This window comes from Brevibacterium sp. OS20 (assembly GCF_056837565.1).
In genome coordinates, this window is sequence record NZ_CM166367.1 from 1,661,741 (window position 1) to 1,681,166 (window position 19,426).

27 protein-coding genes are annotated in these 19,426 nt (G+C 62.5%); 19 read left to right on the top strand and 8 right to left on the bottom strand.

Annotated features, from left to right (window positions below; genetic code table 11):
* The first annotated feature begins 10 nt into the window (after window positions 1–10).
* Both ychF and ACVZTU_RS07270 read left to right on the top strand, forming a co-directional pair.
* The gene (ychF, locus tag ACVZTU_RS07265; RefSeq protein WP_434594876.1) at window positions 11–1,114 is read left to right on the top strand and encodes a redox-regulated ATPase YchF; all 1,104 of its coding nucleotides are present in this window, start codon (window positions 11–13) and stop codon (window positions 1,112–1,114) included.
* Window positions 1,111–1,959 carry a serine hydrolase domain-containing protein gene (locus tag ACVZTU_RS07270; RefSeq protein ID WP_180345506.1) on the top strand — a complete coding sequence of 283 codons (849 nt, stop codon included), beginning with the start codon at window positions 1,111–1,113 and terminating at the stop codon, window positions 1,957–1,959. Before ychF ends, ACVZTU_RS07270 begins: the two co-directional genes overlap by 4 nt.
* A 157-nt stretch (window positions 1,960–2,116) precedes the next feature.
* Here the strand turns inward: ACVZTU_RS07270 and ACVZTU_RS07275 are convergent, their stop codons facing one another.
* Entirely contained in the window at window positions 2,117–2,683 is a 567-nt protein-coding gene (locus tag ACVZTU_RS07275; protein WP_218973592.1) for a TetR/AcrR family transcriptional regulator, read from the bottom strand.
* 130 nt (window positions 2,684–2,813) lie between these two features.
* Between ACVZTU_RS07275 and ACVZTU_RS07280 the strand changes: the two genes are divergently transcribed.
* The 7 genes from ACVZTU_RS07280 to ACVZTU_RS07310 all read left to right on the top strand — a co-directional run bounded on the left by ACVZTU_RS07280 (window position 2,814) and on the right by ACVZTU_RS07310 (window position 6,196).
* Window positions 2,814–3,794, top strand: coding sequence for an NAD(P)-dependent alcohol dehydrogenase (locus tag ACVZTU_RS07280; protein ID WP_181270392.1), 981 nt, complete (start codon window positions 2,814–2,816; stop codon window positions 3,792–3,794).
* Between the two features lie 228 nt (window positions 3,795–4,022).
* Window positions 4,023–4,304, top strand: a complete 282-nt coding sequence (locus ACVZTU_RS07285; RefSeq protein ID WP_139466832.1) for a type II toxin-antitoxin system RelE/ParE family toxin — start codon at window positions 4,023–4,025, stop codon at window positions 4,302–4,304.
* Window positions 4,279–4,599, top strand: a complete 321-nt coding sequence (locus tag ACVZTU_RS07290; protein WP_139466833.1) for a HigA family addiction module antitoxin — start codon at window positions 4,279–4,281, stop codon at window positions 4,597–4,599. The genes ACVZTU_RS07285 and ACVZTU_RS07290 overlap by 26 nt, the downstream gene beginning before the upstream one ends.
* 44 nt (window positions 4,600–4,643) lie before the next feature.
* Window positions 4,644–5,042 carry an NUDIX hydrolase gene (locus tag ACVZTU_RS07295; protein WP_482401652.1) on the top strand — a complete coding sequence of 133 codons (399 nt, stop codon included), beginning with the start codon at window positions 4,644–4,646 and terminating at the stop codon, window positions 5,040–5,042.
* 129 nt (window positions 5,043–5,171) lie between these two features.
* Window positions 5,172–5,765 (top strand): ArsR family transcriptional regulator, encoded by a 594-nt coding sequence (locus tag ACVZTU_RS07300; protein ID WP_139466835.1) that lies wholly within the window; start codon window positions 5,172–5,174, stop codon window positions 5,763–5,765.
* Window positions 5,758–5,934: a hypothetical protein gene (locus ACVZTU_RS07305; protein ID WP_180345507.1), complete on the top strand. Its 177-nt coding sequence runs from the start codon at window positions 5,758–5,760 to the stop codon at window positions 5,932–5,934. The genes ACVZTU_RS07300 and ACVZTU_RS07305 overlap by 8 nt, the downstream gene beginning before the upstream one ends.
* Window positions 5,927–6,196 (top strand): hypothetical protein, encoded by a 270-nt coding sequence (locus ACVZTU_RS07310; protein ID WP_139466836.1) that lies wholly within the window; start codon window positions 5,927–5,929, stop codon window positions 6,194–6,196. Before ACVZTU_RS07305 ends, ACVZTU_RS07310 begins: the two co-directional genes overlap by 8 nt.
* 332 nt (window positions 6,197–6,528) lie before the next feature.
* On the opposite strand, the gene ACVZTU_RS07315 is transcribed toward ACVZTU_RS07310, so the two are convergent.
* Window positions 6,529–7,563, bottom strand: coding sequence for a methionine synthase (locus tag ACVZTU_RS07315; protein WP_139466837.1), 1,035 nt, complete (start codon window positions 7,561–7,563; stop codon window positions 6,529–6,531).
* A 17-nt stretch (window positions 7,564–7,580) separates the two neighbouring features.
* The gene (locus tag ACVZTU_RS07320) at window positions 7,581–8,573 is read right to left on the bottom strand and encodes a putative oxygenase MesX (protein ID WP_139466838.1); all 993 of its coding nucleotides are present in this window, start codon (window positions 8,571–8,573) and stop codon (window positions 7,581–7,583) included.
* 123 nt (window positions 8,574–8,696) lie between these two features.
* On the opposite strand from ACVZTU_RS07320, the gene ACVZTU_RS07325 reads away from it, so the two are divergent.
* Both ACVZTU_RS07325 and ACVZTU_RS07330 read left to right on the top strand, forming a co-directional pair.
* Entirely contained in the window at window positions 8,697–9,644 is a 948-nt protein-coding gene (locus ACVZTU_RS07325) for a LysR family transcriptional regulator (RefSeq protein WP_139466839.1), read from the top strand.
* 43 nt (window positions 9,645–9,687) lie between these two features.
* Complete coding sequence (locus tag ACVZTU_RS07330) at window positions 9,688–9,942, top strand: 2-phosphosulfolactate phosphatase (protein ID WP_139467400.1); 255 nt, start codon at window positions 9,688–9,690, stop codon at window positions 9,940–9,942.
* A 15-nt stretch (window positions 9,943–9,957) separates the two neighbouring features.
* On the opposite strand, the gene ACVZTU_RS07335 is transcribed toward ACVZTU_RS07330, so the two are convergent.
* A complete protein-coding gene (locus ACVZTU_RS07335) occupies window positions 9,958–10,812 on the bottom strand; it encodes an NAD(P)H-binding protein (protein ID WP_181270394.1) in 855 nt (284 codons plus the stop codon).
* A 167-nt stretch (window positions 10,813–10,979) separates the two neighbouring features.
* Here ACVZTU_RS07335 and ACVZTU_RS07340 point away from each other — a divergent pair, with 167 nt between their 5' ends.
* The 4 genes from ACVZTU_RS07340 to ACVZTU_RS07355 all read left to right on the top strand — a co-directional run bounded on the left by ACVZTU_RS07340 (window position 10,980) and on the right by ACVZTU_RS07355 (window position 14,190).
* Window positions 10,980–11,573, top strand: a complete 594-nt coding sequence (locus ACVZTU_RS07340; protein ID WP_229663894.1) for a TetR/AcrR family transcriptional regulator — start codon at window positions 10,980–10,982, stop codon at window positions 11,571–11,573.
* Between the two features lie 207 nt (window positions 11,574–11,780).
* Window positions 11,781–13,010, top strand: a complete 1,230-nt coding sequence (locus tag ACVZTU_RS07345) for an alpha/beta hydrolase fold domain-containing protein (RefSeq protein ID WP_482401653.1) — start codon at window positions 11,781–11,783, stop codon at window positions 13,008–13,010.
* A gap of 221 nt (window positions 13,011–13,231) precedes the next feature.
* Window positions 13,232–13,585 (top strand): DUF1801 domain-containing protein, encoded by a 354-nt coding sequence (locus tag ACVZTU_RS07350; protein ID WP_139466843.1) that lies wholly within the window; start codon window positions 13,232–13,234, stop codon window positions 13,583–13,585.
* Between the two features lie 164 nt (window positions 13,586–13,749).
* Window positions 13,750–14,190, top strand: a complete 441-nt coding sequence (locus tag ACVZTU_RS07355) for a YtoQ family protein (RefSeq protein WP_139466844.1) — start codon at window positions 13,750–13,752, stop codon at window positions 14,188–14,190.
* Between the two features lie 77 nt (window positions 14,191–14,267).
* Here ACVZTU_RS07355 and ACVZTU_RS07360 read toward each other — a convergent pair whose 3' ends face one another.
* Complete coding sequence (locus tag ACVZTU_RS07360; RefSeq protein ID WP_482401654.1) at window positions 14,268–14,741, bottom strand: phage tail protein; 474 nt, start codon at window positions 14,739–14,741, stop codon at window positions 14,268–14,270.
* A gap of 148 nt (window positions 14,742–14,889) precedes the next feature.
* On the opposite strand from ACVZTU_RS07360, the gene ACVZTU_RS07365 reads away from it, so the two are divergent.
* From ACVZTU_RS07365 to ACVZTU_RS07380, 4 genes are all read left to right on the top strand, one after another.
* The gene (locus ACVZTU_RS07365; RefSeq protein ID WP_482401655.1) at window positions 14,890–15,285 is read left to right on the top strand and encodes a hypothetical protein; all 396 of its coding nucleotides are present in this window, start codon (window positions 14,890–14,892) and stop codon (window positions 15,283–15,285) included.
* Window positions 15,286–15,424: 139 nt separating this feature from the next.
* Window positions 15,425–16,396 carry an alpha/beta fold hydrolase gene (locus ACVZTU_RS07370; protein ID WP_482401656.1) on the top strand — a complete coding sequence of 324 codons (972 nt, stop codon included), beginning with the start codon at window positions 15,425–15,427 and terminating at the stop codon, window positions 16,394–16,396.
* A 34-nt stretch (window positions 16,397–16,430) separates the two neighbouring features.
* A complete protein-coding gene (locus ACVZTU_RS07375; protein WP_482401657.1) occupies window positions 16,431–16,958 on the top strand; it encodes a GNAT family N-acetyltransferase in 528 nt (175 codons plus the stop codon).
* Window positions 16,959–16,960: 2 nt separating this feature from the next.
* On the top strand, window positions 16,961–17,824 hold the full coding sequence (locus ACVZTU_RS07380; RefSeq protein WP_482401658.1) for a GNAT family N-acetyltransferase: 864 nt from the start codon (window positions 16,961–16,963) through the stop codon (window positions 17,822–17,824).
* A 6-nt stretch (window positions 17,825–17,830) separates the two neighbouring features.
* On the opposite strand, the gene ACVZTU_RS07385 is transcribed toward ACVZTU_RS07380, so the two are convergent.
* The 3 genes from ACVZTU_RS07385 to ACVZTU_RS07395 are packed head-to-tail and all read right to left on the bottom strand — an operon-like array spanning window position 17,831 to window position 19,421.
* Entirely contained in the window at window positions 17,831–18,325 is a 495-nt protein-coding gene (locus ACVZTU_RS07385) for a mycothiol transferase (protein WP_139466850.1), read from the bottom strand.
* 45 nt (window positions 18,326–18,370) lie between these two features.
* A complete protein-coding gene (arfB, locus tag ACVZTU_RS07390) occupies window positions 18,371–18,814 on the bottom strand; it encodes an alternative ribosome rescue aminoacyl-tRNA hydrolase ArfB (protein WP_482401745.1) in 444 nt (147 codons plus the stop codon).
* A gap of 1 nt (window position 18,815) precedes the next feature.
* On the bottom strand, window positions 18,816–19,421 hold the full coding sequence (locus ACVZTU_RS07395; RefSeq protein ID WP_482401659.1) for a 1-acyl-sn-glycerol-3-phosphate acyltransferase: 606 nt from the start codon (window positions 19,419–19,421) through the stop codon (window positions 18,816–18,818).
* Window positions 19,422–19,426 lie beyond the last annotated feature (5 nt).

Genomic DNA, 19,426 nt, shown 5'->3' on the forward strand with positions numbered 1-19,426 from the left:
CTTGGATACCGTGGCTTTGACTATTGGAATCGTGGGACTGCCCAATGTCGGCAAGTCGACCATGTTTAACGCACTGACCAAGAACCAAGTTCTCGCGGCGAACTACCCGTTCGCCACGATCGAACCGAACGTGGGCGTGGTCCCGCTGCCGGACGAGCGACTCACACGACTGGCTGAGATCTTCGGCTCCGAACGCATCCTCAATGCCACCGTCGACTTCGTCGATATCGCTGGAATCGTGCGCGGCGCTTCCGAAGGGGAAGGCCTGGGCAACCAGTTCCTCGCCAACATCCGCGAAGCCGATGCGATCTGCCAGGTCATCCGCGGATTCGTCGACGACGACGTCGTCCACGTCGACGGCAAGATCAGCCCCGCAGACGACATCGATACGATCAATACCGAGCTCATCCTCGCCGACCTCCAGACATTGGAGAAGGCTCGGCCCCGGATCGAGAAGGAAGTCAAGGGCAAGCGCGCTCCTGCTGAGCAGCTGACTGCGATCGATGCCGCCACCGAGATCCTCGAAGGCGGGCGGACGCTCTACCAGGCGATGCAGGCCGAGAAGTTCGATGTCAGTGCACTGCGCGAGCTGCAGCTGATGACGGTCAAGCCCTTCCTCTACGTGTTCAACGTCGACGACGAGGTGCTCGCCGATGAGGACAAGAAGAATGAGATGCGGGCACTGGTGGCTCCCGTCGAGGCGATCTTCCTCGACGCGAAGTTCGAGTCCGAACTCGCCGAACTCGACGAGGAGGAAGCCCGGGAGATGCTCGAATCGACCGGCCAGGAAGAGAGCGGACTCGATCAGCTCGCCCGAGTCGGCTTCGACACCCTGGGTCTGCAGACCTATCTGACGGCCGGGCCCAAGGAATCCCGTGCGTGGACGATTCCGAAGGGTGCCACCGCCCCCGAAGCGGCCGGAGTCATCCATACAGACTTCCAGAAGGGCTTCATCAAGGCCGAAATCGTGTCCTTCGATGATCTCGATGCGAACGGTTCGATGGCTGCCGCGAAGTCCGCCGGCAAGGTCCGGATGGAAGGCAAGGACTACATCATGGTCGATGGGGACGTGGTGGAGTTTCGTAGCGGATTAACCTCTGGTGGAAAGAAGTGAGCGTTGTTCCGGTGTACAGCATTGCCAAGGCTTACACGGCTGTCGCGGTGCTTCGCTCCTTCGATGTCGATGGGCAGCTTGGTGAGCTGGTTCCCGCTTTGCCGGAGTCCCTTCGCCCGGTGACTGTGCGTGCCCTGCTGAGCCACACCTCGGGCCTCAACGACTACTTCGGGTGGGCGGATTACCGCGTAGCAGTAGAAGCGCGTGACGATGCGTGGGAGATCGACCGTGTTATCGCAGGCGCAGTCGTTGATCGTGCTGGCCGGTTCCGGTACTCCAATATCGGTTTCTCCCTGCTGCGACTTGCTCTTGAGTACGACGAATCCGCAGACTTCTTCACCGCAATCTCCCGTCGAGTACTCCAGCCGCTCGGTGTTGTGGCCTTCCCCTTCGCGTCCCGTGGCGACTGGCGCGCCTGCACGCACGAGTCAATCGGGGAAGAGCTTCGTGCTTACGATCCCGGATGGGTATTCACAGGTACGTTCGCTGCTGAGCCTGACGAAGCGGCCCGGGGAATCGCGGCGGTCATGCGCGGCGAACTTGGCGACGATATTCCCCACTTGATGATGCAATCGGTCCCGGTCAACGCTCCGGCCCGGCACCCACTGTCACCCCATGCCGGATACGGCCTCGGGATCATGAGCAAAGGCGAGCCGGTGACACTCGTTGGTCACGGCGGTCAGGGACCAGGCTTCAACCTCTTCGCCGCAGCGAGTGCTGATGGACTCCGTTGGAGCGGGCGGGTCGCAGAGGGCCAACGGGAGGATTTGGACCTGATCCAGTCATGTGTCGATGATGTCGAGAGCCGGGACGGGCACGCAGTCGAGTTCCGTTTCTCGAACTGAACCCATGGGCGTATTCCCGCTCGCGAGGGATGTCGAACGCGCTCCATCATGCCGTGCACCAGGCGATCCGGGAGGATCGTAGAAGAGGTCCCTGGTTGGGAACCCGGGAGATCCGGGAGCGGCCGACGGTGGGCTGTCGCGCCTGCCCGCGCATGGGCTACCGGTGACGGCGTACGCCTTCGGTGATGAGCGTGATGAACCTGCGGCAGCGGGTGCGGATTTGAGGGCCACCGCCTGCCGCGATGGCACGTACGCCGGTGAGAAGCAAGCCGATGTCCCCGCTGGTCAGATCGGGGCGAGCCTCGCTGGTGCCGCGCACCCGCTCGGCTAGGCGTTCGAGATCCTGGAGCACGTGCCGGTTAAATTGCTCGAGGAGCGGCGCGGACCGGTCGCTCGTCGTGATGATGCTCGCTAGGCCTGGCGCAGCCAGCTCCAGATCGACGACTGCGTCGAGCGCCTTACCGAGCCCTTGCCACGGGTCCGAGGTTCTGGCGGCGTCCGCGAGGAAGGCCAGGCAGTGTTCGATCTCGTGGCCGAACACGGCGTCGATCAGGTCGGAGCGGGTGGGAAAATGCCGGTACAGCGTGGCCGTTCCGACACCGGCGTGGCGCGCGACTGCGGCGGCCGACACCTCGAGCCCATGGTCGGAGAACGCCGCACGTGCTGCGTTAATGATGCGAACGCGGTTTCGACGCGCATCCGCTCGATTCATCGACTCGGCCACGACCTCACCTCCGATGTGAGAGACCGAACAGGAGTACACTCCCACTTTACCGGAAAACGGATAGGCCTGCCCACTTCCGCGGTACCGTTGCCCGGGAAGGTAGGAACGACTCAGGGAGTGTGAGATCACGATGACGATGGCAGCAGCGGGCTTCCGCCGCTATGGCGGACCCGAGGTCCTGGAGGTCATGCGGGTCGCGATGCCGGCGGCGGGCGCAGGGCAGGTTCTCGTCAAGGTGGAAGCCAGTTCTGTCAACGGCGGCGAGCTCGCTCAGCGGCGGGGCAAATTGCGTGCACTCGCCCGGGTAAGCCTGCCGAGGTATGTTGGCATCGACTTTGCAGGTGAGATTCTGGCGCTGGGGCCCGGCGTCACCGAGTTCTCGATCGGGGACCGGGTGTGGGGAACCGTCGACGAGCGCGGCTCGGTGGGTGCGGCCGCAGAGGCGGTGGCGATCGATTCAGGCCGAGTTTCCCGGATGCCCGAGGGGTGGAGCGCAACAGACGCGGTCAGCGTGCTGGCCGGGGCTGCGACCGCAGTCGTCGGGCTCCGGGACAAGGCCCGGCTGCGGGCCGGCGAACGACTGCTGGTGCGCGGCGCCTCCGGCGGCGTGGGCAGTGTCGCCGTGCAGCTCGGCCGACTGTACGGTGCGCACGTCACCGCGCTGTCCAGCCAGTCGAGTGAACAGTTCGTCCGAGGACTCGGCGCAGATGAGGTGATCGACTATCGCACCTCCCTCGACGCCATCGGGACCTTCGACGTGGTGTTCGATACGCGTGGAACTGATCTGTGGGAACTGCGGAAACACCTCGCGCCCCGCGGACGGATGGTCGCAGTGTCATTCGACGTCGATCGCAAGGCGCGGAGCCTGGCCGGTATCGCCGCGTCGAGCATCTTCGGTGGCCGCCGCATACGCTTCTTCCTCGGGCACCCGACCGCTGCACTCATCGGTGAGGTGGCTCGGTTGGCGGAAGACGGGCACCTGCAGCCGATCGTCGATGAGGTCTATCCTCTCGACCGCATAGGTGACGCTCACGCCAGGCTTGAGGCCGGCGGGGTGCACGGCAAGGTTGTCCTCGTCGTCGAAGAGACGGCGTCGGGGGCAGTGGACTGACCGGTAATTCGTTGCCGGGGACAACGGATTCGGTCCGGCATCGTTGACGCCATCTCGGGTCTGGGTTCCGGAAGGGGTGATGGCGTACTTGACGGCCCCCACATACCGCATGACCGCCCACCGAGACTGGAAGACCTGTAGAACCCAGAGGTTGTTCCGTACCGGAACTCGGTTGAGTTCAGGTTTAACGTCTAGCGTTATTGACGGTTTCCGTTATAGAATGCTCTCGTGATCAGATCGTTCGGCAGCAAGGACGCCGAGCGCATCTGGCATGAGCAGTACGTCAAGCGCGTCGACCGGACGGTGCAGCGGGCGGCCATGCGGAAGCTCGAGCTGATCCATGCGGCGAAGGATGTCGAGGACCTCCGGGTCCCGCCGGGCAACCGCCTGGAGCGTCTGGTCGGCGACCGACGCGGGCAGCACAGCATCCGCGTCAACGCGCAATGGCGTATCTGCTTCGTCTGGAGAGAGGGAGGTGCGGACGATGTCGAACTCGTCGACTACCACTGAGGCCGACCTGATCGAGCCGATCCACCCGGGAGAGATCCTGATGGAGGACTTCATCGAGGGCTTCGGGATCACTCAGAACAAGCTCGCGGTGTCCATCGGCGTGCCGCCGCGCCGGATCAACGAGATCGTGCACGGCAAGCGGGGGATCACCGCTGATACGGCGATCCGTCTGGCGCGCTACTTCGGAACGTCCGAGGAGCTCTGGATGAATCTGCAGTCGAACTACGAGCTTCGGCTTGAGCGCCGTGTCCTTCACGACAAGGTTGCCGCGATCACGCCGTTGGAGGTTGCGTGACTGTCCTCGTGTAAGAGCTCCGCGATTCTGCACAACGTGACGGCGTGGAGAAGTTCGTGGTCGGCGCGGTGATACATTCAGATGGGTCTGTGCTGGTCGTCACTCGTAGCGAACTGGACGACTTCCTGCCTGGGATCGATGAACTGCCCTCTGGTGGCGTTGAGGTCGGGGAGTCACTCACAGCGGCGCTTGATCGTGAACTGCTCGAAGAAGTCGGATTCGAGTCTGTGGTGATCGATGGCGACTTCCTTGAACACTTCGACTATAGATCCGCTTCGGGGAGACTGACGCGACAGCTCACAGTGCCAGTGCCGTTGGCCGATCGTATTGTGAAGCTCTCGGACGAGCACGTCGCGGCTCGATGGATCACCGCAAGGGATGTTATTGGTGCGTCATGTTCGCCAGAGATTCAGGGCGTGATCGAGACACGGTTCCTCCGCTGAGGTCTCCCGTGCTTGCCGAGCGTGTGGTTTGAGACGTTGTTCCGTGCCGGAACTCGGTGGAGTTCCGGTTCATCGAGTGGTGCCCACACTCTTGACTCTTCCTATAAGTGGAAGATATCTTCGTGTTCTATGAAGAATATCGCACCGCAGCTGACGCCTTTCGTGCGCTCGGATGCCGTTGGGGCGATTCTGGCCGAGACTCTCGGGCACCCTGAGCGGGAGTTTACGCTGGCAGAGCTTGGGCGGCGCACGGACACGAGTGGCCCGGTCGTGCACCGCGAAGTGGGGCGACTGGTCGACTCCGCCGTGCTTCGTGACCGGTATGAGGGGCGAAACCGTCTCGTGAGTGCGAATGCCGACCACCCATTGTTCGCTCTGATGCGAGATCTGATCGCGGCGACCTACGGGCCGGTGCCGGTCTTGCGTGAGCTCTTCGACGGGATCGACGGGGTGGAGGAGCTGCTGATCTACGGATCTTGGGCCGCGCGCCGGTCCGGGGAAAGCGGTGAGTTTCCCAACGACTTAGACGTCCTCGTCGTGGGGGAGACGCCGCGGAGGACGCTCTCGGGGATTGCGGCCGAAGCAGGTGACAAGCTCGACTTGCCCGTGAACATCACGCGTATCGTACCGGTTGACTGGAACTCTGAGGACCCGTCGCCGTTCGTCTCGACGATTCGGTCACGCCCCTTAGTCGATGTGAGGTCCGGTGAGATCCTTGCCTGAGATCGTCAATCAGATGCTCGTGAACCGAAGACTGGAGCGTGTGGAGCGGAATCGCGAGCATGCGCTGGCTGTGGTCGTGACCGCAGAACGCCATATCCGTACGGCGGAGCTGCTTGCTGATACCGACGATCACGCGATGGCGTTCACAGCCGCGCACGATTGTGCGTAAATCGCTCGTCGCGGCTCTTGCTGCCGAAGGACTCCGTGTCCGACCCGTCGGCGGAGCTCATCGCAAGACCGGGATCGCGGCAGCGGGCTTCGTCAACGACAGTGCGTTGGGCGAGTTTGAATGGGTGCGTCAAGTGCGCAACGCGACTGAGTATCCCGACGACGATCGACCGACAGCGACGAACCAAGACGTGGCTGAAGCGATCACCGCGGCCGTTCGGATCGTCGATGTCTGTGCCGAGTACGTGCGTCGCGACGGGTAGTCGACGAATTTGGGTGCAGTTAGTAGCTCGCATCGGCTTCAACACGGCGGAAGAGTTCTGGATGAATCTGAAGTCGAGCTGCGGGCTGCGTCGTGAACGTCGGGTGCTGCGCGACAGGATCTCTGCGATCACACCTCTCGTAGTCGCGCAGCCGTTCGACTCTTCGCGGAATCCGGTCTGCCGAAGGTTCCGCTTCAACGTCTGCGGCAGAGGCTGGGGCACTGTGGCAACGACAGCTTGAGCTGTCACTGCACTTCCCCGGCTCAGAACGCCCGAATAGTTGCGGAGAGGCCGGACGGCTCTGGACGTGTGCGGATGGAGTGCGGCGGCGATCAGCCCCTAGACAGCTCCTCGCGGACGATCGCTGTTCCCGCACTCAAGGCGCTCATCTTCGCGAGGGCGACGTCGCGCGCGAAGGGGGCCATGCCGCAGTTCGTGCTTGGAATGAGCTTGTCGGCGTCGACGAACTTCAGAGCCTTGCGCAGAGTCGCGGCGACCTCCTCCGGTGTCTCAATGGTCTCGTTTGCCACGTCGATGGCACCGAGCATGACCTTCTTGCCGCGGATCAGTTCGATGAGGTCCATCGGGACATGGGAGTTGTGGCATTCGAGCGAGACGATGTCGAGGCTCGAGCGCTGCAGGAGGGGGAAGGATTCCTCGTATTGGCGCCACTCGGACCCGAGGGTCGTTTTCCAGTCGTTGTTCGCCTTGATCCCATAGCCGTAGCAGATATGCACTGCGGTTTCGGCCCGCAGACCTTCCGCTGCTCGTTCGAGCGCGGCGACTCCCCAGTCCTTCATCTCCTCGAAGAAGACATTGAATGCCGGCTCGTCGAACTGGATGATGTCCACTCCCGCCGCCTCCAGATCCTTTGCCTCCTGATTGAGGACCGTGGCGAATTCCCAGGCCAGCTTCTCGCGGCTCTTGTAGTGGTCGTCATAGAGTGTGTCGATCATCGTCATCGGTCCCGGCAGCGCCCACTTGATCGGCTGATCGGTCTGCTGGCGGAGGAACTTCGCATCGTCGACGAAGACCGGTTTCTCACGGCTCACGGCGCTGACGACTGTGGGCACGCTTGCGTCGTAGCGATCGCGGATCCGAACTGTCTCGCGCTTTTCGAAATCGACTCCGCTGAGATGCTCGATGAACGTCGTCACGAAGTGTTGACGGGTCTGCTCTCCGTCGCTGACGATGTCGATGCCGCGGTTGGTCTGCTCATGAGTCGAGATGCGCAGGGCATCGTGCCTGCCCTCGACCAAGGCTTCGCCTTGGAGGTTCCAGGGGGACCAGAGGGTTTCGGGCTGCGCGAGCCAGGACGGCTTCGGCAGACTGCCGACGATTGAGGTGGGCAGCAGCGGCTGGGTCATCGTTTCTTCTCCTGCGGTCATGCGACTGGGACGGGGCGGTCGGACGCCCACTGCTCGAGCATCTCTCGGTGCGGGTTGACGAAAAACTCCTCCGTGAACTTTCCCTGTCTGGTGCCGAGCTGGTTGCGTTCGACGCGATCATAGGTGACCGGCATCTCCGAGAAGTCGTGCCGGTCCAGCGTCGGCCGGTAGACCTCTCCGGCGGCGGTATTCGCGTTGTAGATCTCGGGCCGATAGATCTTCTGGAAAGTCTCCATCGTGCTGATCGTGCCGATGAGCGCCAGATCGGAATAGTCGCCGAGGAGGTCGCCGCGATGGTAGAAGGCCAGCGGTGCGACGCTGCCCGGTGGCATGAAATACCTCACCTGGAGTCCCATCTTTGCGAAGTAGTCATCGGTCAGCGAGTAGTCGTCCTGCTGGTATTCGAACCCGAGAATCGGGTGGTGATTCTCGGTCCGACGGTACGACTTGCTCGTGGACACGCTGATGCAGATCACGGGTGCCGTCTGGAACCGTTCCCGATAGGCAGCAGAATCGAGGAAGTGTTGGAATAGTTTGCCATGCAGATCACCGAAGTCATCGGGGACCGTGAACTCGGTTGCGGCCTCATTGGCAGCCGGCAGCCGCACGCTGAAATCGAAATCGCGGACAAAGGACGAGAAATTGTTCCCCACGATCCCGGGGTAACGTTTTCCAGTCAGTCTGTCGATGATCTGGATATCCAGGACTTCGAGCAGCGGGAACTCCTGTTCCCGGCCGCCCGAGGTGAAGTGAAGTCCTCCGGAGACGATGTCGAGTTCGAGGACATAGCGATCCCGGTCGGGATTGTCCCAGGACGCGAGTTCGTTGAAGCGGCGATTGATGATGCTCAGAGCAGTGCGGAGGTTCTGCTGGCGGTCCTCGCCCCTGGCGAGGTTGGCGAAGTTCGTCGTCGCTCGGGTGCTCTCCGACGGCGAGTAGTCCTCGTCGAATCGAGTCGTGGTGATGCTGAATGAGAACTCAGGTGTCATGGACGTCCAATTCGGTGGGTGTTCGGCCGGTTGTGGTCGCTGGCATGTCTGTGATCCATCCTGCCCGTCCCCTGTGGTCATCGGGTAACTCGGGGGAACTATGGATTCCTATAGCCTTGATCTATGTCTCGAGGTCTGAAGAACATCACGCTGCTGCAACTCCAGTACTTCATCGAGGTCGCGTCGGAGGGATCGATCACCGCCGCCGCCGATCTCCTCTATGTCTCTCAGCCGACCATGTCTGCCGCGATGAAGGACCTGGAGACCCGTGTGGATCGCGCTCTGCTCGTCCGATCCGCCCGCGGGGTGACGTTGACTGACGACGGTGTGGAGTTCCTCGGCTATGCCCGGCAGGTCGTCGAACAGGTGGAACTCCTCGAGCAGCACTACCTAGGGCGCCCACCGTCCCGGCGTCTGCTCGGAGTCTCGGCGCAGCACTACTCGTTCGTCGTCGATGCTTTCGTTCGGATGGTCAAGGCCAGCGATGCTGCCGAGTACGAGTTCTCACTGCGAGAGACGCGTACCTGGGACATCATCGAAGACGTTCGCACGCTCCGCAGTGAGCTCGGCATCCTCTACCGCAACGACTTCAACAGGAAGGTCATCGATAAGCTGCTGCGAGATTCCGGGCTTGCGTTCCACCCGCTCTTCCTCGCCTCCCCGCACATCTTCATCTCTCGTACGAACCCGCTTGCCTCCCGCCGCCGCGTCACCCTCGACGATCTCGCCGCCCTGCCTCGGCTCACCTTCGACCAGGGGGCGAACAACTCGTTCTCCTTCGCCGAGGAGATTCTCTCCACCCTGTCGAGCAAGCAGGAGATCCGGGTTTCTGACCGTGCGACCATCTTCAACCTGATGATCGGGCTCGACGGCTACACCATCTCGACGGGCATCATCAGCGACGATCTCGATCCGGCCATTGTCGCGATTCCACTCGAGGTCGAGGAGCGCATCGAGATCGGCTGGATCGATCATTCCGGGATCCCGCTGACCGAACAGGCGCAACGCTACCTCGACGAAGTACGGGCCGTCGTCGGCGGTTTCGGCATTGCGCTGCTCGATCAGCCGTGACCGAGGACAGCGCCGAGGCGGTCTCGAATAGCCGTACGACTCGCTGCGCCCCTCGCTTGAAGACCACCTCGGTGCAGGGGCCGTGCGCTCTGGGGTTGCAGATCGCGGAATCCGCGAGGAGATGAGTCCTGTGGCCTCAGCTGCCGCCGACCTATTCGAGGCAGTGAGGCCACGTCTGACTCAGGCCCTGGCCGAATGCGTCGGGATTCGAGAGCTGGAAGCGGTGGGACTTCACTCCGACGTTGAAGTGGCAGCCTCGTTGGACGTCTCATGGGTGGAACTCAGATTCGACGTCTAGTGGACGGCGACCGTGTCACCGAGTATCGAGATCTTTCAATTGATCGGTGATGCTGCGTGGGCTGCGTCCCAGGAGTCGCGTGAGCGTGGGGTCCGAATCCGAGAAATGCCCGCTCCTTGTTGCCTGGAACATCGACAGGGTGAAACGCGCGACCTCCTCGGGCGTACCGCGGGAGATGGCGTCGGCCACCCACTTCTTGTCGTCCACGACGACGCGCTCGATTCGGCGTCCGGCGATCTCGGACGCGGAAGCGGCGAAATCCGCGAGGGTGACCGGCTTGGGCAGCGTCAGGTCGATCGGGCCCTCGAACGGTTCATCCGCAGTCAGAACCGCAGCAGCGGCCTCCGCCGCGTCGCGGCGATCAATCCAGGAAAATGGTCCATCGGCGGGCATAGCGATCTCGCCGGTTTCTTCCCACGCACCGAGCAGCTGAGCCGGGTCTCCGTAGAAGCCGTTTCGCAACGAGGTCCAGGCTGCTCCCGATTCTGATAAATACTGTTCCGTGGCCGCATGGATTCCGAGCGGCGGGTAGGGAGTGTCAAAGCCTGCTCCGTGGGTGCTTGTGTACAGGATCCGCTGAGCCCCTGCACCGACGGCTGCATCGATCGCCCTGCGGTGTTGTGCGACGACGTCGGCAGTAAGGTCGCTGGAGGACACCAGGAGAACCTGTTCGGCGTCCGCGAACGATTGGCGCAGAGCCGCTGGATTGTCATAGCTCCCCTGCCGTACGCGGACTCCGTGATCGGCCAAATGGGTCGCACGCGAGGGATCGCGTACGCTGACGCCGATCTGCTCTGGCGGAATCCGCTTCAGAAGGTGGTCGACTGTGGCTCCGTTGAGAGTGCCTGTCGCTCCGGTGACGATGATCATCTGAATTCCCGTTCGTGCGAAATATGAACTGACGTCGTGCTCAGTGCGCACGTCAGAGCTGCTGTCATGATTGAAATTGACTCATAAGGTCAACTTGCGTGGCCCCATTCTGCACCAAATTGACTGCTATGATCAAGTTATTTGTCGCTGTGGGAGGGAGCGTCATCGTGTCTGATCCAAGTGGTGTGCAGTCTCTTCGCTCGGATGCTCGCCGGAATGTCGACCGGATACGACGTGCGGCGGTCCAGGTGTTCCGGGAGCGGGGGTTCTCTGCGCCCCTCGAGGAGGTCGCCGCAGTCGCAGATGTGAGCAAGGCGACGATCTTCAATCGACTCGGCGGGAGAATCGGGCTCATCGATGCCGTCATCGACGAGGTTGTTGCGGTGGAGCTGCAGACGGTCATCGAGGAGATGCGGTCCATCGGCGAGGTCCGAGAACGTATCTGCTCGTATATCTATGCGTTGCGTGACCTGCAGTATCGAGTTCCTGCGGTCAATGATGTTCTCCTCCAGGAGTATCGCGACTCCGAGCCGTTGCTGGCCCTGTGCCATGCCGGAACGGAATTCCACGACAGCCTTGTCGCTCAGGGGCACGCCGCCGGCGTATTGGTCCCCGCCTTCACAGCAGAAGACTTCCAATCACTTGCCCGCGACAATGCTCTCGTCCTCAAGCACGGGGGCCGACCGCCTCGAGCCGACTATGACCGCCGAACCGCATTCCAGATCAGTGGGATCTGCAGATCGTCCAATATGCCCGACTAGCCTCGCGACATCGATGAGGCTGACTCAGTGCAGGGATTCTCTGCTGACCTCGGCTGCGCTCCCATGGCCGTGGACGCAGGCCGATTCATCTGGGTTGTGAGAATCGGACTGCGTTAGAGTGGCCCCTGGCGTCAGGAGGTGACCGCCACGATGAGATCTGCTGCAGCGGGAATCTCAACCCGACAGATCGGAAGGCGAGGACCGAAGATGACAGCCAGCAAGAGTTCGTCACAGCCCGCGGTGCCCCAGCGCGCGGCCAATACAGTTCGGGCAACGGGTCTCATCCTCGCGCTCGTGTTCGGTGCGATCGCTGCGGTCATCGGCCTGGCATCGCTCATTCCCGGGCTTGGCCCGTTCAGTTCCGCTGCGGCCCGGTTTGCGCCGACGATGGCGCCGATGGCGACTGTGATCGGAGCGATTGTGCTTGGGTTGGGAATCGTCTGCCTGCGCCGAGGCCGGCGAAGGACCGGAGCTGTGGTGACAGGATTCGGAGTGGTGAGCACGATCGCGAATCTGGCTGTCGTCATTGTGCTCCTCGTCGCCATCACCTCGGCCGGTGGTTCGGTGAACCTGTTCACTGCGACGTTCGGACTCTCGGCGATCGACTCGGCATCGCCTGATCGCAAGGAAGTGTACGACAAATCCAGCTCAGGCGATGACCTCTCCGTATCGATCTACGAACCTGAGAGAGCGAAGGGTTCAGCTCCGACGATCATGTACGTCCACGGAGGCGGTTGGATCGCAGGCGAACCGAACGCGGCGAGTTCAGAGCTCCGTGAACTCGCCGATCACGGCTACCTGGTCGTATCGGTCGAATACGAACTCGCCACCCTGGATAACGCCACTTGGCAGAGCGCACCGTCGCAGGTCGCCTGTGCGGCAAGCTGGATTCAGACCCACGCAGACACGATCGGTGCAGACACCGATCGTCTTGCGTTCTGGGGCGAGAGTTCGGGCAGCAACATGGTCGCCAATACCGCCGGTGCCGCAGCGCAGGGCGACGCCGAATCGTCCTGCGGTGGGAAGGTTCCGGTTCCGGCGGCGGTCATTGCCGACTACCCCGCGTTCGACGTGACGGGCCTCTACGAGAACGCCCCCACCGGGCCCGGCGCGGGATCCGGCACGCGCCTGTTCGCAACCAGCTACACGGGTGGCACACCGGAGGAATATCCGGAACGCTACTCAGTGGCCGATTCCGTCACGCATCTGAAAGCACCCGCGCCGCCGGTGCTCATGATGACAGCGATGCGCGATGACGTGATCACCCCAACCGACCAGCTTTCATGGGCCGAATCGGCCCGAAGCCGCGGAGTCGACGTCATAACCGTGAAAGTTCCCCTCGCCAATCATGCGTACCCGCAGAAGGCGAAGAACTCAATCGGCAGCCAGGGACACCTGAGCATCGCAGAGGCCTACTTATCCGAACAACTTCGCTAGCCACACGTCCGTTGTGGATCTCGGCTGTCCTGGCGGGGAGGCGTCGATGCAAGTATCGTGGAAACTGGCAGCACGTACGGTTGCCAGCACTTCCAGGTACCTAAGCCTGAATCATTGCGGAGAGCTCCGGTCGGCCCGGAACATGTCCAGATGGGGTGCGGCGCATTTCTGCGCCGTCTTCAACCGCCGGTGCGACACACCGGCTGACGTAAGGACATGACATGACGACCAAAGACGAGAAGAACCTGTCCCAGGTGATCGACAAGATCGCGAAGATGGACGAACCGGAACGATCGCTCATGCAGCGAGCGCACGAGATCATCGTGACCGTCGCCCCCAGTCTCAAGCCGCGGATCTGGTACGGCATGCCTGCCTATGCTCTGTCAGCGAGCACTCCTGCACTGGTGACACTGCGCAATGACGAGCGGGTCAACCTGGCCCTCACCGAAAAGGTCGACCTCACCCCAGCCGGTGGTTCCGATGGAACGCTGATGCCCGCCGCATGGTACTTCGACACTATCGATGAGGTCGCCGAGAAACGCATTGCCGAGATCGTCTGGACGGCAACCTCCTGACGGTGACGACCGCCGGGGCTGAGCCCGCAGACGACACTGCCTGCGACATTTGTGTCTGGGGCTCGGCCGCGCGGTCGGCGCTGAGCGTCTGACCTCCGATTGGCTATGGTGGTGCCTGAGGGACGAACCGGTCCCTTCTGCCATAAGAATGAGGAGTGATCGACTTGAGTTTCTCTGTCTATCTGTCCGGTGAGATCCACACCGAGTGGCGCGATGAGATCAAGCGCGGTGCCGAGGCGGCCGGTCTGGATATCGATTTCACCGCACCCGTGACCGACCATCCTGCCAGCGATGCTGCCGGTGACCACCTCGGCGAGAACGACAGCGCCTTCTGGCGTGATCACCAGTCGGCGAAGGTCAACGCCATCCGCACCCGGACCCTGATCGAAAAGGCCGATATGGTCGTCGTGCGCTTCGGAGACAAGTACAAGCAATGGAACGCCGCCTTCGATGCCGGCTATTGCGCGGCACTCGGCACACCCTATGTGACCCTCCACGATGCCGACATCGTGCATCCGCTCAAAGAAGTCGATGCCGAAGCCAAGGCCTGGTGCCAGACGACGGATCAAGTGGTCGAAACCCTGAAGTATGTTCTCAGAGACTGAACTCGATGAGTTGAGACCGCGAACGACCGAGGAGTGAAAACGGCCGGTCGCGGCCTCAGGACCTGCGCGTCGTGACGCTACGGCAGGGGATGATCACCCTTGATCTTGAAGAAGGATCCACGGATCTCCCCGGCGAGCTTCGACTTCTGACGGGCGAACTTGAACGCCGACAGCTCGGGAGGCACGTCCATCCCCTCCGAAAGTTTGAAGCCGACGGCCCGCTTGCCATCGTCTGCTCGTGTCCATAGGACATTGACTGCGAGCCCGGACTCGTAGAAGACGTGCACCCAATAGATGCCATCGACGTCATTGATGCTGACTTCGAGGGCAGGCGAGGTCGGTACGATCTCACGCTCGGAGTCAAGGATCTCCTCCACCCAGTTCAGGGCCTCCTGTACCTCGGCGGCCGGGGCCACGGCGAATGTGTGTTTGTATTTGTTGGAGAAGTACCGTGCCTCGTTGGCGCGCAGACCAGCCAGCGCCTCGGCGACGGGGGAGGATTCGAGTCCCGCGGTGGAGACATCGGTGAATGAAACGACTTCGAACGGCATGGGTCAAGGATATGCCTGATCCTGGATATCCGCCCACGACCGGGCCCACGGTCGTCAGGAAGGGTGAGAGACTCGCTCATGAGGCAGCGAATCCGCATGTCGCCGAGGGCCGATGAACATCTGTCAATGAACCTCTGAGGAGGAATGCATGCACAGCGGAACCGACGTCAAACCGTTCACACCGTCAGACCACTGGCTCAACGACTGGCCGTTCGACGTGTGGACCGTAGTTCAAGTCCGGGCCTCGATCACAGGTGCTGCCGCCGAGCGCGCGGTGCGCGCGTTTCAGGCTGCTCTCAGGCCCGACCCCGATGCTGATGTCGCCGAAGGCACAGAAGTTCACTTTTGGGGAGGCTATACGGCGGAGACGTCTCCGTCGACTGGCAGAATTGGATGGCAGATCGTGCTCAAATCGTCGGGTCAGGACGGTATCAGCTCTGTCATCGGAGCGACTGACGACCTCGTCGAGGCGATTCGTCAGACGTCTGGAGAGGTGCGACTCACCTGGCACGAGATGGCCGCGCGCCGGGCCGAAGGCCATTGAGCAGGTGAAAGCCTCCGTCCCCGCACCCAGGGTCCCCGCACCCAGGTCGAATCGGTGCGGTAGGGTGATCTGCATTCCACAGGTTTTGCGAACTGCACCACGGCGGTGCGGACACACGTGACGACAGAGGAGTCCCACCTTGGCCCTGCACGAAATCGAGTTCACCTCTCACAACGGTCGTGACACGGTCTTCGGCTGGCTCTACACACCGACCACTGAACCTCGAGCCACCATCCACATCATCCACGGCCTCGGCGAGCATTCCCGGCGCTACCACCACCTCATCGCCACCCTCGTCGACTCCGGATTCGCCGTCGTCGCCGATGACCATTCCGGTCACGGTCGGACGGCCATGCAGTCGGGAATCTGGGTCGATACAGGTGACGACGCAGCTCGAGTGGTCGTCGCCGACGAACTGACGCTGCAGCGCAAGGCTCGCGAGATCCTCCCGAATCTGCCGTACATCGTGTTCGGTCACAGTTGGGGATCGATGATTGCACGGGTCATGGCCTCCGATCCGACGGCTGGCCTCGCGGGGCTGGCTCTGTGTGGAATCGCTGCGCAGATACGCGGTATCGATCAGACCATCGACCGTGTCGAACTCGCCGAGGCGGCCACCGGCAACCGACGAGCCGAACCTGCATCCGATCAATTGGTGGGCCAGCTCTTCGACGGATTCATCGAACGTTTCGGTCCGGATGCCGGCCCCACCTCCTGGGTCGCCCTCGACGAGGCTGTCGTCGCCGATCATGGGCGCGACCCCTTCAACAACTTCGGCGCCCCGATGAGTGCGCGATTCCTGCAGGGGTTCGTCGACCTCTATGACGGTGCCAATGCCGATTCCTGGTACGCGACGATCCCCAGCGGTCTGCCGGTGCTCATCCTCGCAGGTGATCAGGATCCTGTCGCGAACTACGGCGAAGGCGCCTATCACGTCGCGAACCGCCTCCGCGCGACCGGACACGACGATGTGCGCACCCGCGTCTTCGCCGGAGTCCGCCACGAAGTCCACAACGAACCGACCACCCGCCTCGAGGTCGAGGCGGAGATCGTCGACTTCGCTTCCCGCGTCAGCAATCGGACGAGGCCCGTTCAAACGAACGAGGGCTGAATCCGTGAACCCGGCAGAAAGCTCGAACCGCAGTGTGAATTGGCCACGGGCGACACCCATCGTCACCGACAGGCTGCAGCTTGAGCCGCTCACAGTCCACCATGCGTCGGAGATGGTGGAGACACTGTCCTCACTCGACCTATACACCCATATCGGTGGGACGAGCCCGAGCCTGTCCGAACTCGAACGACTCTATGCACTCCAATCCGCAGGTGCCTCACCGACCGGTGACGCCGGCTGGCTGAACTGGATCGTTCGCGAAACGGCTGAGTCCGCTGCAGTCGGATATGTCCAGGCCACAGTGACAAGAGCCGAAACCGGTTATCAAGCCGACATCGCTTGGGTCATCGGAGTCGACAGCCAGGGGCAGGGATTCGCCACCGAGGCGGCCCGAGCCATGGTAGATTGGCTGGCGGATCACCACGTGACCGCGCTGAGTGCGGCCATCCATCCTGACAACGCCGCCTCCGCCCGAATCGCTGACCGTCTCGGACTGCAGCCGACCGACGAGATCGACGACGGTGAAGTGATCTGGCGAGCAGAGACGAGGACAGAGGAATGACCATGTTGACACCGACTACGACGGACCTGCCGGGCATCATCGACATCGTCGGGTCCTGGCAGCGCGAAGGAATGCCTCTGCAGGTTCATCCCGGCGACCTGGGCTGGTATCAGCGTTTCGGGGCCGATGCGCTCGCCTCGGCACTGCGGGTGTGGACTGTCGGCGACGAAGCTGCGGCCGTCGGATTCCTCGACGAATCCGAACTCATCCGAATGGCCATCTCACCCGATCACTCCGATGACCAAGCGCTCGCTGAGGCGATCTTGGCCGATTTCACCGGAGATCTCACCGAACTGCTGCCTGCAGGGAAGGGCATCGTCGAAGCTCGATTCGGATCCGCCCTGCAACATACCCTCACCGAGGCGGGCTGGGGATCTGATGAAGCGTGGACCACGCTCCACCGAGATCTGAGCGAACCGATCCCATCCGTTACCCAGCGGATCGAAACGGTCGACCCCGACAGAGCAGATAACCGTATCGCCGACCGTATCGCGGTCGAATCCTCGGCTTTTCCCGGGTCCTCATTGACTGCGGACCGTTGGCGGTCCATGGCCGACGGTCACGCTTATAAGCAGGCCAAATGTCTCGTCGGATTTACCGCCGACGGCGCTCCAGCCGGTGCCACAACCGTTTGGTCGGCCGGTCCTAGGCGCCCCGGTGTCATCGAACCACTCGGCGTCCACGGCGACCACCGGGGTCACGGATTCGGAGTCGAGATGACACTGGCCGCGGCCGCGGCGCTGAGGGAGATGGGGGCGTCGAGCGTCACCGTTGCCACGCCGACATCGAACACAGTCGCCGTCGCCACTTACCGTGCGGCTGGGATGAGCATCCTCGGCGAAGTCAGGGATTTCTGTCGACCCTGAACCGAATCAAACAGACGCACCTGCGATGAACGCCGCCTGCGCGACATGCTGGATCGCATCGTCGATGATCGAGACCATCCGAACGCCACGAGTGACTGCGGGAGTCCAGTTCCTGTCGATGACTTCGTCGAAGTCATCCTCGGAGAGCGTCTTTGCATAGTCGGTGAACGCGTTCAGAGTAGCGGCGAGGTAGTCGACGAGCAGCTGTTGATCGTCGACCTTGATCTCTGCCGCCTGTTCGGGACTGTGTCCGTAGCCGAAGGTCTCGCCGATCTCGCCGAGATCGAACCGGTTCCGGAAGTCCTCCCACTGCTGAGGGCGGCCAGTGAGGTCCGAAAGCTGCACATCGATCTCACGGCCGCTGTGCCACAGCAGCCAGGCGACGGAATTCGGATGACCACCCAGACGGCTGTTGAGCTGTTCGGGGGAGAGGTCGGGCAGAGCTTGTGCTGCCTGGAGAGGGCGCTGGGACAGGTCGGTGAGAATGTCGATGCTGTTCATGTCGCCCATTCTGCTCTTCACGTCAACCGCTGTCACCACCGGGGCTCAATCGAGACGGGGCTTGCGACGGTTGCGTTTGATCTCCGACCGCCGCTGTTCGGTCCGGACTCGGCGACGACGGGAATTGCGTGACGGCTTCGTCGCTCGCCTCTGCACCGGCGGAGCCAACGCCTCACGCAGCAGCTGCGCCAGACGCATGCGTGCGTCCTGACGGTTCTTCAGCTGTGACCGCTGCTTCTCCGAAGTCACGGTCACCACGGTGCCCGACGGTCGTGGTGCCAACCGACTGAGCACTCGCTCGCGTTGAACCTCGGTGAGGAATCTCGCTGAGGCCAGGTCGAGGCTCAGTTGCACCCGTGAATCGGAGGTATTGACGTGCTGGCCGCCCGGGCCGGATGACCGGGAGAACTGTTCGGACAGGTCGGACGCGGGGATGACCAGCCCGGCGGGGATACCCGGCCCGGCGGGGACGCGCAGATCACCGTCCATCTCAGTTCGGCTCCGCTTCGCCTTCGCGATCGTCACCGGCGGAGTCTTCTTCGCGCAGCCTCGGCGTGATCTGCAGGTGCGGGCGGATTCCACGCTTGTCGGCGTAGAATTCGCGGATCCGATCCATGTCCGCGGCGATGTCGCCGGTCAACTCCAGGGTCGGGCCCAGCCCCGTCGTCCGGGTCGCGGTATCCAGGTAGCCCAACGTTACGGGCATTCCCGTTGCCATCGCGATGCGATGGAACCCGGATTTCCAATGAGTGTGTCCGCCGCGGGTGCCGTCCGGGGTGATGACGAGCGCGAAGACCTCGCCGTCTCGCATGCGGTCGACCACCTCGGTGACGATCTTGCTCGGATCAGACCGATCGACGGGAATCCCACCGAGTCCCCGCATGATCGGCCCCCGCCAGCCGGTGAACAGGGAATGCTTACCCAGCCAATGGACGTCGACGCGCATGCGCCACGCGATCGCGAGCATGACGACGAAGTCCCAGTTCGAAGTGTGCGGAGCGCCGACGAGGATGGTCGGACGGTTCGGAGCGGGCTCGGTCACGAGGTTCCACTTGCTGAAGGACCAGAAAGCGCGAGCGAGGAGGCGTCGGATCATGAACT

What these genes read in the sequence shown, in the direction of transcription:
- ACVZTU_RS07280 (WP_181270392.1), top strand. Translation starts at nt 2,814, where the DNA reads ATGACGATGGCAGCAGCGGGCTTCCGCCGCTATGGCGGACCCGAGGTC.
- ACVZTU_RS07290 (WP_139466833.1), top strand. Translation starts at nt 4,279, where the DNA reads ATGTCGAACTCGTCGACTACCACTGAGGCCGACCTGATCGAGCCGATC.
- ACVZTU_RS07300 (WP_139466835.1), top strand. Translation starts at nt 5,172, where the DNA reads ATGAAGAATATCGCACCGCAGCTGACGCCTTTCGTGCGCTCGGATGCC.
- ACVZTU_RS07315 (WP_139466837.1), bottom strand. Translation starts at nt 7,563, where the DNA reads ATGACCCAGCCGCTGCTGCCCACCTCAATCGTCGGCAGTCTGCCGAAG.
- ACVZTU_RS07320 (WP_139466838.1), bottom strand. Translation starts at nt 8,573, where the DNA reads ATGACACCTGAGTTCTCATTCAGCATCACCACGACTCGATTCGACGAG.
- ACVZTU_RS07325 (WP_139466839.1), top strand. Translation starts at nt 8,697, where the DNA reads ATGTCTCGAGGTCTGAAGAACATCACGCTGCTGCAACTCCAGTACTTC.
- ACVZTU_RS07335 (WP_181270394.1), bottom strand. Translation starts at nt 10,812, where the DNA reads ATGATCATCGTCACCGGAGCGACAGGCACTCTCAACGGAGCCACAGTC.
- ACVZTU_RS07345 (WP_482401653.1), top strand. Translation starts at nt 11,781, where the DNA reads ATGACAGCCAGCAAGAGTTCGTCACAGCCCGCGGTGCCCCAGCGCGCG.
- ACVZTU_RS07350 (WP_139466843.1), top strand. Translation starts at nt 13,232, where the DNA reads ATGACGACCAAAGACGAGAAGAACCTGTCCCAGGTGATCGACAAGATC.
- ACVZTU_RS07360 (WP_482401654.1), bottom strand. Translation starts at nt 14,741, where the DNA reads ATGCCGTTCGAAGTCGTTTCATTCACCGATGTCTCCACCGCGGGACTC.
- ACVZTU_RS07365 (WP_482401655.1), top strand. Translation starts at nt 14,890, where the DNA reads ATGCACAGCGGAACCGACGTCAAACCGTTCACACCGTCAGACCACTGG.
- ACVZTU_RS07380 (WP_482401658.1), top strand. Translation starts at nt 16,961, where the DNA reads ATGTTGACACCGACTACGACGGACCTGCCGGGCATCATCGACATCGTC.
- ACVZTU_RS07385 (WP_139466850.1), bottom strand. Translation starts at nt 18,325, where the DNA reads ATGAACAGCATCGACATTCTCACCGACCTGTCCCAGCGCCCTCTCCAG.
- arfB (WP_482401745.1), bottom strand. Translation starts at nt 18,814, where the DNA reads ATGGACGGTGATCTGCGCGTCCCCGCCGGGCCGGGTATCCCCGCCGGG.
- ACVZTU_RS07395 (WP_482401659.1), bottom strand. Translation starts at nt 19,421, where the DNA reads ATGATCCGACGCCTCCTCGCTCGCGCTTTCTGGTCCTTCAGCAAGTGG.